Annotated in this window: 13 protein-coding genes; 1 reads left to right on the top strand and 12 read right to left on the bottom strand. The window is 67.0% G+C overall.

The genetic code is table 11. The annotated features are described in order from the left end of the window. The first annotated feature begins 107 nt into the window (after nucleotides 1-107). On the top strand, nucleotides 108-2276 hold the full coding sequence (locus QFZ23_RS01580; RefSeq protein WP_306926604.1) for a transglycosylase domain-containing protein: 2169 nt from the start codon (nucleotides 108-110) through the stop codon (nucleotides 2274-2276). Nucleotides 2277-2311: 35 nt separating this feature from the next. On the opposite strand, the gene QFZ23_RS01575 is transcribed toward QFZ23_RS01580, so the two are convergent. From QFZ23_RS01575 to QFZ23_RS01520, 12 genes are all read right to left on the bottom strand, one after another. Further along, entirely contained in the window at nucleotides 2312-3043 is a 732-nt protein-coding gene (locus QFZ23_RS01575) for a GAF and ANTAR domain-containing protein (protein WP_306920207.1), read from the bottom strand. A 43-nt stretch (nucleotides 3044-3086) separates the two neighbouring features. After that, nucleotides 3087-3434, bottom strand: a complete 348-nt coding sequence (locus QFZ23_RS01570) for a DUF3846 domain-containing protein (protein WP_306920206.1) — start codon at nucleotides 3432-3434, stop codon at nucleotides 3087-3089. Between the two features lie 80 nt (nucleotides 3435-3514). Next, complete coding sequence (locus QFZ23_RS01565; protein ID WP_306920205.1) at nucleotides 3515-4306, bottom strand: DeoR/GlpR family DNA-binding transcription regulator; 792 nt, start codon at nucleotides 4304-4306, stop codon at nucleotides 3515-3517. Nucleotides 4307-4371: 65 nt separating this feature from the next. Next, nucleotides 4372-5052, bottom strand: a complete 681-nt coding sequence (locus tag QFZ23_RS01560) for an SDR family NAD(P)-dependent oxidoreductase (protein ID WP_306920204.1) — start codon at nucleotides 5050-5052, stop codon at nucleotides 4372-4374. After that, complete coding sequence (locus QFZ23_RS01555) at nucleotides 5049-6314, bottom strand: sialidase family protein (RefSeq protein WP_306920203.1); 1266 nt, start codon at nucleotides 6312-6314, stop codon at nucleotides 5049-5051. Before QFZ23_RS01555 ends, QFZ23_RS01560 begins: the two co-directional genes overlap by 4 nt. 3 nt (nucleotides 6315-6317) lie before the next feature. Further along, nucleotides 6318-7094 carry an HpcH/HpaI aldolase family protein gene (locus tag QFZ23_RS01550; RefSeq protein ID WP_306920202.1) on the bottom strand — a complete coding sequence of 259 codons (777 nt, stop codon included), beginning with the start codon at nucleotides 7092-7094 and terminating at the stop codon, nucleotides 6318-6320. 29 nt (nucleotides 7095-7123) lie between these two features. Then, on the bottom strand, nucleotides 7124-8113 hold the full coding sequence (locus QFZ23_RS01545) for an aldo/keto reductase (protein ID WP_306920201.1): 990 nt from the start codon (nucleotides 8111-8113) through the stop codon (nucleotides 7124-7126). Between the two features lie 73 nt (nucleotides 8114-8186). Further along, nucleotides 8187-9014: an ATP-binding cassette domain-containing protein gene (locus QFZ23_RS01540; protein WP_306920200.1), complete on the bottom strand. Its 828-nt coding sequence runs from the start codon at nucleotides 9012-9014 to the stop codon at nucleotides 8187-8189. Then, nucleotides 9007-9930, bottom strand: a complete 924-nt coding sequence (locus QFZ23_RS01535) for an ABC transporter ATP-binding protein (protein ID WP_306920199.1) — start codon at nucleotides 9928-9930, stop codon at nucleotides 9007-9009. The genes QFZ23_RS01540 and QFZ23_RS01535 overlap by 8 nt, the downstream gene beginning before the upstream one ends. 1 nt (nucleotide 9931) lies before the next feature. Next, the gene (locus tag QFZ23_RS01530) at nucleotides 9932-10891 is read right to left on the bottom strand and encodes an ABC transporter permease (protein ID WP_306920198.1); all 960 of its coding nucleotides are present in this window, start codon (nucleotides 10889-10891) and stop codon (nucleotides 9932-9934) included. Continuing rightward, nucleotides 10888-11823 carry an ABC transporter permease gene (locus tag QFZ23_RS01525; RefSeq protein ID WP_306920197.1) on the bottom strand — a complete coding sequence of 312 codons (936 nt, stop codon included), beginning with the start codon at nucleotides 11821-11823 and terminating at the stop codon, nucleotides 10888-10890. Before QFZ23_RS01525 ends, QFZ23_RS01530 begins: the two co-directional genes overlap by 4 nt. Nucleotides 11824-11826: 3 nt before the next feature. Further along, the gene (locus QFZ23_RS01520) at nucleotides 11827-13401 is read right to left on the bottom strand and encodes an ABC transporter substrate-binding protein (RefSeq protein WP_306920196.1); all 1575 of its coding nucleotides are present in this window, start codon (nucleotides 13399-13401) and stop codon (nucleotides 11827-11829) included. Between the last annotated feature and the right edge of the window lie 7 nt (nucleotides 13402-13408).

The raw sequence follows: 13408 nt of genomic DNA, 5'->3' as shown, positions 1-13408 counted from the left end.
CGCTTTGCGCGGGCCGGCCGTTCTTTTCGGCCCGGTCCCGCTCTGGCTCGGCCGTCACGTGAAGCGTATTCTGAAGACACGCTTTCTTTGGGGTGTGAACCGCAGTGATGGTACGCAAAAGCTTGGCGTCGCGAGCTCATACGGCCTTGGCAAGGATGCTCGGGTTCGTGGTTCTCAGTTGCGTCTGCGGCGCCTTGGTCGCCGCTTATTTTGTTCCGCAGCTTGCCGCCGCCGGCGCTGCCGTGAACGGTTCGATCAACTTCTATAACGGCCTCCCGTCGGAGCTTGCCGTGCGGCCGCCGGCGCAAACCACAAGGATCCTGACATCGGACGGCAAACTGATTGCCTCGTTCTACGAGGAAAACCGGGTACGGGTTCCGTTGAAGCAGATGTCGCCATACGTCAGGGATGCCGTGGTGGCGATCGAGGACAGCCGGTTCTATGAGCACAGCGGCGTCGACCCCGTGGGTGTTCTCCGGGCGCTGGTGAGTAACGTCGCCGGCGGGGACCGGCAAGGGGCATCCACGCTGACCCAGCAGTACGTCACCAACGTGGCCAATGAATCAAAAGTTACCTCCGGCCGCGAGGATGAGGTGGTCCTCAGCGGGGAGAAGACCATTGGCGACAAGGTCCGGGAAATGAAGCTCGCCATCGAGCTGGAGAAGAGATTCACCAAGGACCAGATCCTCGAGGGCTACCTCAACATCGTGTTCTTCAACCGCGGCGCCTACGGCATCGAGGCTGCCGCGCAGCACTATTACAGCGTCCCGGCCAGCAAGCTCAGCCTCCCCCAGGCCGCACTGCTGGCGGGGCTCGTCAACAGCCCCAGCCTCTACGACCCCGTGACCAACCCGGAGAACTCGCTCAAGCGGCGCAACCTGGTCCTGGATGCCATGCTGGCCCAAGACAAGATCACCAAGAAACAGCATGACACCGCCGCCGCCACCGGTGTGGGCCTGAAATTCCGAGCTTCGAAGCAAGGCTGCGCCGCAGCCAACATCGCCCCCTATTTCTGCGACTACGTATCCCACCTGATCCTCAACAACCGGGCCTACGGAGCAGACACGGAAGCCCGGGAACAGAAGCTGGTCCGCGGCGGGCTAACGATCACCACAACCCTGGACAGCCGGCTTCAGGCGGCGGCCCAGGCCCAGGTCAACTCCACCGCCGGCGCCAACCCAGGCAAGTGGGGAGCTTCCCTGCTGACGGTCCAGCCGGGCACTGGCAAGATCCTGGCAATGGCCCAGAACACGGTGTTCCTCCCTCAGCCAGGCAAGTTTGATACCCAGCTGAACTTCAACGTGGACGCCAAGGACGCCAACGGAAACGACCTCAACGGTGCCGGCGGGTTCCAGCCGGGATCCACCATGAAGCCGTTCACGTTCGCCGAGTGGCTGCACCAGGGACGCAAGATCACCGAAGAGTTGGACGCCTCACGGCGGGAGTACCCGCTGGGATTCCGCTGGCGGGACTCATGCGCCAAGGTGGTGGGCGGTTACAGCACCAAGCAGCGCCGCGCCGGCCTCGAAGCTGCCGACGATCTGCAGAACGCTTCGGAGGGCTATTACCGCAGGATGCCCGCAAACTACGGGCTTTACAACTCCATCAACACGGCCACGTTCGCCGAGGTGGCCCAATTGGACATCTGCGGAATCCAAAAAATGGTTGACACCCTGGGCCTGCACAGCGGCCTGGACGGGTCCGGGATCAACATGCACCAGCTGGGCAACGTGCTCGGCGGAACCGCCGTGTCACCGCTCAACCTGGCGACCGCCTTCGCCACCTTCGCCGCCGACGGCCGCTACTGCGCGCCGATCGCCATCCAGCGCATCACCGACTTCACCGGACGGGCGCTGGCCAGCCAGCAGCCGGCGTGCCGGGCCGCCGTGGAGCCGAATATTGCCCGCGGCGTCAACTCGGTACTGCAGGACGTGCTCAAGAAGGGTTCAGGCGTCTACATCAACCCCAAAGTTCAGAGCAAGGTTCCCGTGGCGGCCAAGACCGGCACCAACAACAGCAACGGCGCCACCTGGGTACTGGGCTACACCAGCGGCATGACCACCGCTTCCTTCTTCGGGGACGCCCTGAACGGCCAGAAACGGCCAGGCAGGAACATCACCATCAACGGCAAGCACTACGACCGGATTGACGGCTACATGATCGCCGGGCCGCAGTGGGCCAACTACATGCTGAAGGTAGCGAAGATATATCCGGCCAAACCGTTCCCCAAGCCCCCGGCGTCCATGATCGGCAAAGGCAAAGTAGCGCCGCAATGACGAGCCGAAGCTACGGCCGCCAAGCGCCTCCGGTCCTACTCGAAGTGCGTCTCCACACCTGATCCCGACAGCCTTCCCACCAGTTCCGCGGCCACGTCGCGCAGTTTTTGGTTCCGGTTGCTTGAGACCTTGGCAAGTATGTCCATGGCTTCCTGCTGGGAGCACTTGTTCTGCGCCATGATCACCCCGCAGGCGATGTCAATCGCAGTCCGGCTCTGCATCGCGGCCTCAAGGTTCTGCGCCCGTGCCTGGGCGGCACCGATCCGGACCGACAGGTGCAGCGTGCGGCTGGCGATGTCGCCAAACTCGACCGCCCTGTGAAAGAGCTCGGGAGTGAAAAGACCCGGTGTGGGACCGAAAAAATTCAGCGCCGCACTGGCGCCTTCCCCAATGTCCAACGGGATGCCGACGGTGCTGTAGACACCGTTCTCGGCCAGTCGCTTCTGGTATTCCGGCCAGCGGTCATCCGTTTGGACATCGTTGAGCAATTCCGGAGCCATGGTGAAAAGCGCCCGAATGCAAGGCCCGTCGCCCACACGCTGCTCGATGTGGTCCAGCTCTATTGCGCGCGGGCTGCTGCCCGCAACGGTCGAGGTTTGTCTGCGCCGCTTCAAGGTGATGGCGCATTCAACGGCCTCACCCGCCAGGCCGCTGAGGGTGGATGCAGCAAATCCGGCCAAGCCCTCAAGGAAACCGTCAACATTGTCGGCCCCGATAAGGATGTCCTGCAGCTGAAGGACAGCTGTTTCTTCGTTCGCTTCCGTCATTCCACAATGCTAGACGCCAAACGGCCAAGATGTACCCGCGTCCTCAGGCTGCCTGCGGCGTCCCGAAAAGTTCTTCTGCGAGGCGCAGCAGGCGCTCCGGGATGCTGGTGTCCTTGCCCTTGGCGTCGCGGCCGACGATGACTGCCGGTCCGCGGGCTGCGCCTGCCAGGTCGAGGCCGCAATCATGCATGAGTTGGTCGGCACGGAGGTTCACTGGCAGGTTGCCGCTGGTTCCCTCGGCGTTGAGATAAAGGTGCCAGTCGCCCCGGGCGACCGACTCGAAGTCGCCGCCGAGCAGGTCCTTCAGGTTGTCCGGGCCTGCCACGGATACGACCCGGAGGGGTTCGCCCAGGCGGGGCGGGACTATCAAGGCGGTGTGTGCAGTGTTCATTTTGGGTCACTATTAATAACAAATTCACGCTTACCAGTGTTCCCGCCGGACGCCGGATCCTGTCCCGTGAACGAGCGGGCCTAGGCAGAAGCCTGCTGCCCGGCTTCTACCTGGACCAGCTCCACCTGCACGCCGGCCTCCCTGAACAGCGCCACCTGGCCCGGGTCGGCGCCGGAGTCCGTCACCAGGGTCCACGGCTGGGCGAGCTTCGCCCAGGCGTGGAACGGGCGCTTCCCCAGCTTGCCGGAGTCGGCCAGGACGTAGACCGCGTCGCCGCGCCGGGCCATGAGTTCCTTCAGCCGGGTCTGCGCATGGTCTGCCTCGCAGAGCCCGTCGTCGGCGGTGACGGCGTCGGCGCCCAGGAACACGCGGTCAAAGCTCATGCGCTCCAGGGCCGCCTCGGCAAGGGGCCCCACGAATGTCTGGCTCACGCCGCGCAACCGGCCGCCGAGGCAGTCCACCTGGATCCCCGGCGAGTCAGCGAGCTCCTGCAGTGTGTTGATTCCCGGCGTAGTGATGGACAGGTTCTCCCTCCCCCGCAGGGCGTGCGCCAGCGCACCGACGGTAGAGCCGCCGTCGAGCAGGATGTTCTCGCCGTCCTTCACCTCCGCGGCAGCCCAGGCTGCGATGGCGTGCTTCTGCTCGTACGCCTCGCCGGTCCGCTGCCGCAGGGACGGTTCAGGGTGGGCGCCTAGTGCCACGGCCCCGCCGTAGGTCCGCGCCAGCTTCCCCTCCTCGTTCAGGTGAGCCAGGTCCCGCCGGATGGTGGAGGCGGTCACCCGGAAATGCCGCGACAGTTCCTCCACAGACGCCAGCCCCGTGGTGACGGCGAGGTGGTAGATCTCTTCGCGCCTGGCTTTGGCGGTGGTCATCTGTGGCTCTCCTTTGTTGTCACCATCGTAGGGGTCCGGCGGCTGCGCGACTCACAACGGGCACCTCACAGGGAGGCGCCGCCGCAGATCACGTAGTTCTGACCCGTGATGGACTTTCCGTGCGGTCCGAGCAGGAACCCGGCGAGCGCCGCAACGTCCTCGGGATCCACGAGCTGGCCGAGCGCAGGCAGCTTCGGCGGCGCGTCCGCCCGCCCGGGGTCCGCCAGCATGGGCGTGTCCGTGGGCCCCGGCGACAACACGTTCACCGTGATGCCGCGCGGGGCAAGCTCCTGCGCCCACGTCCTGCCCATGCCCATCAGCGCAGCCTTCGTCGCCGCGTACTGGCTCTTGCCGGCCGCGCCCGTGGACGTCCGGCTGCCGATCAGCAGCACCCGGCCGCCGTTGGGCATCCGCGGCACTACCTCGTTGGCCAGCGCACTGGCGGCCCCGACGTGAACGGCAAACATGCCGGCGAGCGCGTCCGGGTCCAGCTCGCCCAGCGGCGCGGTGCGCTGGTATCCGGCGGCGTGCACCAGTGCGTCCGCTGGGTCAATCCCCGCCGCAGTTTCCGCCAGCGACGGCGGGTCGGACAGGTCCGCGTGCAGCCACCGGAACCCTGGCCCCAGCGAGGTCTCGCTGCGGCTCAGCCCGGTGACGGCCCAGCCGTCGGCCAGCAGCCGTTCGGCGATCGCCTTGCCAATGCCGGAGCTGCAGCCCGTGACAATCGCGTGGCGGGTGCCGGTCACTGCTCGTCGCCGCCCGGCGTCGTGCTGCCCCCATAGGCCCACTCCGGGTCAACGCGGACGTACTTGATGGCTTGCCGGAAGTAGGTGTACGCGATGTTCAGCGCACCGTCCGGGCCCTGGTGGATGGACGGGTAGGAGTATTCCCTGTTCAGGCCATCGCGGGAGTTGTTGGAGAGGCAGTAGCCGTCCCCGACGTCGAGGTTCCGCCGGATGGGCCAGCTGCGGCCCGAGTCCTCCGAGATGGCCAGCGTCATGGGCGAGCGCGGCGTCCCCCAGAAGGCGCGCCGCCCGCCGTCGCCCGCTCCGCCGCCGGCAGCCGGGTCCGGTTCGGTGAGCTGGCCCTGTTCGGCGGCCAGGCCGTCGTCGTCAATTTCGTCATAGAGCGAGAGCCGCCGCTCGGTGTTCTCCTCCGCGCGGCTGTGGTTGTAGACCAGCGCCAGGCGGCCGTCGGCGAGCGCCGCGAACTGGATGGAGGAGTTGTTGTTGGGCAGCTCCGTGGGGACCGGCTCGCTCCACGTGGTGCCGTCGTCCGTGGAACGGGATTCGTAGATCGAATCGGCCCAGCGGCTGCGGAACAGTGCCAGCAGCGAGCCGTCGGCCACGGGCTGGATGTTCATGTGGACGCAGCCCAGGCTCCCCGGCAGGATGTGCTCGCTCCAGGTGGCCCCACCGTCGTCGGAGATCATCACGGCACTGTCGTCGCTGTTGCCCACCCACTTCTCCCCCGGCGTGGTGATGCAGCGGAAGATCGGGATGATCAGGCGGCCGGACGGCAGCAGCACCGGCAGCTGCCGGACGAAGACGCCGCCCGTTTCGTTGGCGGGGAACAGCGTTTCGACCGGTCCCCACGTGCGGCCGCTGTCCGTGGAAGTGCGACGGCGGACCTCCGCCGTATCCTGGTTGCCCGCCTTCTGCGCGGTGTATAGGAGCCAGAGGGTACCGCCGCCCTCTCCGGCAATGCCGGGAGCCGTGAACAGGATCGGGTTCTGCTCCGACCGGGTGGAGTCGTCCGAAAGCTGCTGCGCCGGTGACCACTGGCCGCTGCCCGGCTCCAGGGTGGAGAACCAGATGGAAATGTCCGGTACGCCTTCCTGGGTGCCGCCGAACCATACGCAGCCGAGGCGGCCGTCGGGCAGGGTCAGGAGGTTGGCGGCGTGGCTCTGCACAGTCGGCGCCGGCAGGTACGCGAAGTCTGCGCCGTCCGCGCGCTTCACGGCGCCGTCGGGCGTGATGGTGCTGTAGCCGGCGTTGGTCGTCTGCATACCTCAGCCCTCCGACTTGGCGGCGGCCAGGTGCGCCTTGGCAGCCAGCTCCAGGTGGGTCAGGTCCGACGCGACGGTGGTGAACGTGTAGCCCTGGCGGAGCCGCTGGGCGGCGATCTCCCCGGCGGCGGTGTGGATGCCGGCGGCGATGCCTGCCGAGGCGGCCACCTCAGCGATGGTTTCCAGCGCCGCGTTGAACTCGGCCTCGACGGCGGGATCCCCCGGGAAGGCGCCGCCGACTGCGATGGCCAGGTCCGAAGGGCCCACGTAGATGCCGTCCAGACCGGGCGTCGCGCAGATCTCCTTCACGTTGGCCAGCCCTTCGGGCGTCTCGATCATGGCGAAGACCAGGGTGGTGGCATTGGCTTCGGCGGGCACCGGGCCGATCCGCAGGGCCGAGCGCATGGGTCCGTAGGACCGCCCGCCCAGCGGCGGGTACTTCGCGGCGGCGACTGCGGCCGCGGCGTCCACGGCGGTGTTGACGAGCGGGACGATCACGCCGACGGCGCCTGCGTCGAGCGCTTTGCCGATCGCGGTGAAGTCGTTGGCCTCTACCCGCACCATGCCGACGGCGGTGTGCCCGGCGTCGATGGCCATAAGACCGTTCAGCACGCCGGAGTAGCCGAGCAGCCCGTGCTGCGCGTCCAGGGCCACGTAGTCATAGCCGAGCCGGCTGATGCGTTCCGTTGCCACGGGTGCGTCCAGCACTGTCCAGTAGCCGACGGCCTGCTCACGGGCGCGGACCTTGCGGGCGAATTCGGTAGCGAGTTCAGATGTCATGTGGTGTCTTCTGCCTTCAGTTCGGGAAATCAGCGGTTGTAGGCCGGCATGGGCCCGCGGAGTCCGGAGCCGACGGCGTCGCACGCGGCGCTGACGTCCTCGGGCAGCGGCCCCTTGGCCACGGCGGCGATGTTGGAGCGCAGCTGCTCCACCTTGGAACCGCCCAGCAGCATTGAGCCGACGCCGGCCCGGTAGGCGAGCCATCGCAGGGACAGCTCGGCGAGGGTGATGCCTGCTCCTTCGGCGATGCCGGCCAGGGCGTTGACGGCGTCGAACAGCTGCTTGTCCCAGTAGCGCTGGGTGTACATGGCGGCCAGCTTGGAATCACCGAAGCGGCCCTCGGAGGGCTTGGCCTCGAAGCTGTGCTTGCCGGTGAGCAGGCCGCCGCCGAGCGGGTTGTAGACCATGGTGTGGACGTTGTGGGTGGCGGCGAACTCGAGGTATTCCTCCTCCACCCGCCGGGCCACCAGGTTGTAGAGCTGCTGCGCCACTACGGGCGTGGGCGCACCCACCTCGCGGGCAACGTGGATCACGTCGGCGATCTGCCAGGCCGCGAAGTTGGAGACGCCCAGCGCCCCGATCTTCCCTTCGGTCGCCAGCTCGGCCACGGTGCGCAGCGTATCCTGCAGCGGGGTGGCACGGTCCGGCTGGTGCAGGTAGAACAGGTCGATGCTGTCCACGCCGAGCCGGCGCAGGCTGCCCTCCACGCTGTTGCGCAGCCCTTCCGGGGACAGTGGCGAGTGCTGGCCGTGGTCCGCGTGCGGCATGCCGGCCTTGGAGGCGAGGACGACCTCGTCGCGGCGCCCCTTGAGGAGACGGGCGAGCATCTCCTCCGTCACCCCGCCCACGTAGGCGTTGGCGGTGTCGATGGTGGTGATGCCGGCGTCGAGCGCCTCCTCCACCATGCGTCCGGCGGTGGCCTCATCGGCGGTGTCGCCGAACGTCATGGTGCCCAGCACCAGCCGCGAGATGGGAAGCTTCAGTCCTTCCACCGGGGTTCCTTCTGGCTGCTTGCTCATGCGTTGATTCTCCGTGGGTTGCAGTATCGGTCGGGTTCGGGGTTTCGGGGTTTCAGGGTTTCGGGCAGCCGGTTCAGGCGCCCTTCAGTGCCAGCGACCGGACGACGTGGCGGGGCTTGAGGCCGCGCATGGTGGACGGGTCCAGGGCGGCCCGGCGGAGCTTGCGGGTGTAGTCCTCCTTCGGCGCGGTCAGCACGGATGCAGTGCTGCCGGACTCCACGAGCTTGCCGCGCTGCATGACCATGACGCTATCGCTGATCTCCTGCACCACGCCAAGGTTGTGCGAGATGAACACGTAGGTAATGCCGGTTTCGTCCTGGATGGACTTCAGCAGCCGCAGCACCTGGGCCTGGACCGAGACGTCGAGGGCGCTGGTAGCTTCATCGCAGACCAGCAGTTCCGGCTTGGAGGCCAGCGCCCGGGCGATGCCGATACGCTGCCGCTGGCCGCCGGAGAACTCGGCCGGGTGCTTGTCCAGGGACGCTGCCGGCAGGCCCACCTGGTCGATGAGCTTCGCGGCCGCCTTGTTCCGTTCGGCCCGGGAGCGGACACCCTGCAGCTTCAGCGGCTCCGCCACGATCTCCTGCGCGGTGAGGTGCGGATCCAGGGAGCCGTACGGATCCTGGAAGACCATCTGGAACTTGGAACGGAGCGGCCGCAGTTTGGCTTCGCTAAGTGCGGCCAGGTCCGTGCCGTCCAGTTCGATCCGGCCGCTGGCCGGCGTCACCAGCCGCATCAGCGCCTTGGCGATCGTGGACTTTCCGCAGCCGGATTCACCGACGACGGCGATCGTCTTGCCTTTGTCTACGGAGAAGGAGACATCATCCACGGCGCGGAACGTTCCGCCCGGCACGTGGTAGTCCACCACGAGATTCTCGACGGAGAGGAACGGCTTAGTCATGGCTTGCTCCGGTGTTGGTCAGGGCGGCCGCTGCCGCTGTGTCGGATTGCGTGTTGCCGGCGGGAGTTTCGTCCCAAGGGCCCAGGACCGGCACGGCGGCCAGCAGGTTGCGGGTGTACTCCGTGGCCGGGTGCTCCACGACCTGCTGGACGTCGCCGGACTCTACGAAGGAGCCGTCCTTCATGACGTGGATGCGGTCCGAGATCAGCCGGGCCACGCCGAGGTCGTGCGTGATCATCAGGATGCCGATGCCGCGCTGCTCCTGCAGTTCCAGCAGGAGGTCCAGGATGCCGGCCTGCACGGTAACGTCCAGAGCCGAGGTAGGTTCGTCGGCCACCAGGAGCTGCGGTTCACTTGCCAGGGCGATCGCGATCAGCACGCGCTGGAGCATGCCGCCGGAGAGCTGGTGCGGGTACTTCTTCAGCTGCACCTCAGGTGTAGGAATGTGCACCTGTTCCAGCAGCCGGATGGCGCGGGCCCGGACGGCGCCCTTGTCCTTGGAGGCGGCGCCGGCGATCCGGATTGCTTCGGAGAGCTGGCTGCCGATGGAGTGCACGGGGCTCAGCGCGGTCATCGGGTCCTGCGGGATGAGCGCGAGGGTGCGGCCGCGGACCTTGTCGATGGCCTTGGGTTCGGCCACCACGTCCACGCCGTCGATGAGCACGGAGCCGGAAAGCACCGCCAGATCGTCCGGCAGCAGCCGGAGGATGCCCATCGCCGTCGTCGATTTGCCCGAACCGGACTCACCGATGATGGTGACCGTCTCACCGCGGTGGATGCTGAAGCTCACGGAATCCACGGCCCGGATGATGCCGGCGTCGGTGATGAGCTCCACCTGGAAGTCGCGGACCTCGAGCAGGGCCTGCTCGGTGTGGCTGGCGTCAGCATGGCTCTTCGTGCCAGTTTGTGTGTTCATGTCAGGCACCCTTCTTCTTGCGGCGGGGACGGTCACGGAGGCCGTCGCCCAGCAGGTTCACGCCCACCACCATCAGCACGATCACCAGGCCGGGCAGCGTGACCATCCACCAGGAGGTGGTGATGTAGTCCTGGCCGTCGGAGATGATGCGTCCCCAGGTGGCGAACGGACGCTGGGGGCCGGCGCCGAGGAAGCTGAGTGCGCTCTCGAGCAGGACGGCCTGGGCCAGGAGCAGCAGCACCACGAGGGTTGCCTGCTTGATGACATTCGGGATGATGTGCTGGATGAGGATCTGGATGCGGTGCAGGCCCAGGATGCGCGCCGCGGATACGTACGGTTTTTCACGTTCCACTAGCACCATTGACCTGGTCAGCCTGGCCACTTCCGGCCATTGGGCAATGGCGATGACGAACGTGATCACCGGGATGGACGGGCCGAATAGCGCCACCACCAGGAGCAGCATCATGAGGAGCGGCAGGGACATCTGGGCTTCGAGGAGGCGGGAGACCACCGTGTCCACCCAGCCGCCGAAGTAGCCGGCGGCGGCACCGAGGATGATGCCGATGGCGCCGGAGACCACCACGGCCAGGATGCCGATGGTCAGGGAGACCTGGCCGCCGTGCAGGATGCGGGAGAGCAAGTCGCGGCCCAGCTGGTCTGTGCCGAACAAGTGGCCGTCCACCAGCGGGGCGAGCCGGCGGGCGGAGAGGTCCTGGTGGTTGGCGTCCGGCAGCGGAAGCACCTGGGCCAGCAGGATGGGGATGATGACGAGCAGCGTGCAGACGGCGCCGATGCGCAGCTTCCACTTGGCGGCGTTGCGGCGGCGGGTGGCCCCCGCCTTCGCGACGAGTTCCTTGGTGACGGCGCTCGGGGACGGAGTACGCGCTGCTCCGTCGGGCTGGCCGGACGGGACTGCTCGTTCATTTCCTGCGGAAGGTGTCGCGGTGTCGCTGAGGCTCATGCTGCTGCCGCCTTTCCAAGACGAACGCGGGGATCAAGAAGCGGGTAGGCGAGGTCGATGACGAGCTGGACGGCTACGGCCAGCAGGGACGTCAGCAGGACGGTCGCTTGGATGAGTGGATAGTCGCGGGTTTCGAGGGCCCGGACAATGAGGGAGCCGACGCCTGGCCAGGCGAACACGACTTCCACCACCACCACGCCATTCAGCATGGCGGCGAAGCGCGTGCCCAGGGCGGTGAAGACCGGAATGGCGGAGTTGCCCATGGCATAGCGCCAGGTCAGCGCCGGGCTGCCCACTCCCCTGGACCGCGCGACGGTCAGGTAGGGGGCCGCGAAGTTGGCGGTCATCTCACGCCGCACCATCCGCGAAATGAGCGCGATCTGCAGGATGGCGATGGTGACGGTGGGGAGGACCAGTCCGCCCCAGGTGGCGAAGCCCGAGGCCGGGAACAGCGGGATCAGGACGGCGAACCCGGTCAGGAGCATGATGCCAGTCCAGAAGTCCGGCATGGACTGCCCGGCGATGGTGAGGACGTTGACGCCGAGTTCCCGATTGGTATCCGGGCGGCGGGCCATCCACACGCCCAGGGGGATGGCGATCACGGCGGTGAGGAGGATGGCAGCGGTGGCGAGGGTGAGCGTGTACGGCATCCGCTCGGCCACCACCTGCATGGCCGGCGCCTGGAACGAGTAGGACGTGCCGAGGTTGCCGGTGAACAGCTGCTGCAGGAAGATCCAGTACTGCTCCAGCACAGGACGGTCCAGGCCGAACTGTTCGCGGACCTTGGCCAGCTGCTCGGTGGTGGCCAGCGGTCCAGCGTAGGACACGGCCGGATCACCGGGAGCGAGGCGGATCAGGATGAAAACCGTGGAGACCGTCAGGAACACGGTCAGCAGGCCTTGGCCCAGCCGCTTGAGGATGTAGTTGGTCATGACTCAGGCCTCCAGCCGGACGTCAACAAGGGGGTAGGAGTTGGTGGGCGCCAGGGCCAGGCCTGCCACGCGCTTCTGGTGGGCCAGCACCGACTTGGGAACGAATGCCCAGGCGCACGGCCAGGTGTCCCAGATGGCCTTCTGTGCGGTGGCGAGCAGCTGCTCCCGGCGTACCGGATCCACCTCGGAGGACGCGGCCTGGATCTTTGCCTGCACGTCCGGGACCACGTAGCCCTGGTAGGTGTCGCGGGTCTTTTCCTTCTCCGCGGTTCCGGCGTACATGCCCTGCATCATGGTGATGGCCAGGCCGGTGGGGCTGCTGAAGCCGTTGCCCAGCAGGTCCCAGTCGCCCTGCTTGCCCTGGCGCCAGGCCAGGATGTTGCCGCCGGGCTCGAACTGCTGCAGCTGGGTCTTCACGCCGATGTTGCCGAACATCTCCGCCAGCGCCTCCATCACGGAGGTGTCGGAGGCAAACTCGCCGGTTTCCCAGATGATCTTCAGGTTGAGGTCCGTGACGCCGAGGCTCTTCAGCGTGGCCTTGGCCTTCTCCGGATCGTAGGTGTAGTTGCCGGTTTTGGCGAAGCCGGTGAGGCTGGACGGGACCACGCCTTCGGCTTCGCTGACCGAGTCGACCAGGACGTCCTTGACCAGCGCCTCGCCGTCGACCGCCCAGCTGAGGGCCTGACGGACGCGGACGTCGGATAGCGGGTGGCTGGCCGGCTTGCGGAAGTTGTAGAAGATCTGGTTCAGCCGGAGGCTGGACGCCTCGGCAAGGACGACGCCGGGAAGTCCGGCCAGCTGCTCGCGGGAGTCAGGCGTGATGGAGTCAATGACGTCCACCTCGCCGCTGCGCAGCGCGATGACGCGGCTGGATTCCTCCGGCAGGAACCGCACCTCGACGTTCTCTACCTTGGGGGCGGGTCCCCAGTAGTTCTCGTTGCGCTTGAGGCTGTAGGTGCCGGCCCCGCGGTTGAACTTGGTCACCACGTACGGGCCGGTGCCCACGCCTTCCTGCAGCTCCTCCGGCTTGTTCTGGGCTGCCGGGCTGATCAGGATCATGCTCATCAGGGAATCGAGGATGGGGATGGGGTTCTTGGACTCCATCCGGAACGTCCTGTCATCCACCGGAACCACCGTGGGGAATTCCGGGAAGAACCCGGCGACGAACGAGCCCTGCACCTGCTGGTACATCTTCAGCGCCGTGGCGATGTCCTCGATGGCCACCGGGGTGCCGTCCGAATAGCGGACGCCTTCGCGCAGGCGCACCGTCCACGCGGTGGGCGAGGTCATCTCAAAGCGGTCCGCCAGGACCAGGATCGGCTTGGTTTCGGGGCCGATGGCGGTCAGTCCCTGCCGTACGGCACGCTGCACGGTGACGGCGGCGTCGAACTGGTTGAGCTTGTTGTCCAGGCTGACGAGGGACCTGTTGAGGGCCAGCGTCAGGGTGCTGGGTCCCGGCAGGCCCGTGGGGCCGGCACACCCGGCCATGGAGCCTGTGCCCAGGAGAAATCCGGCGGCTGCGCCAAACTGCAGGAGGCGGCGCCGTGAGATCTCACTTCCTTGAGGAAGAACGGTCATCGTTGAC

Source organism: Arthrobacter globiformis, assembly GCF_030818015.1.
Lineage (GTDB): Bacteria > Actinomycetota > Actinomycetes > Actinomycetales > Micrococcaceae > Arthrobacter > Arthrobacter globiformis_C.
This window is presented reverse-complemented; position numbering and strand designations above follow the sequence as displayed.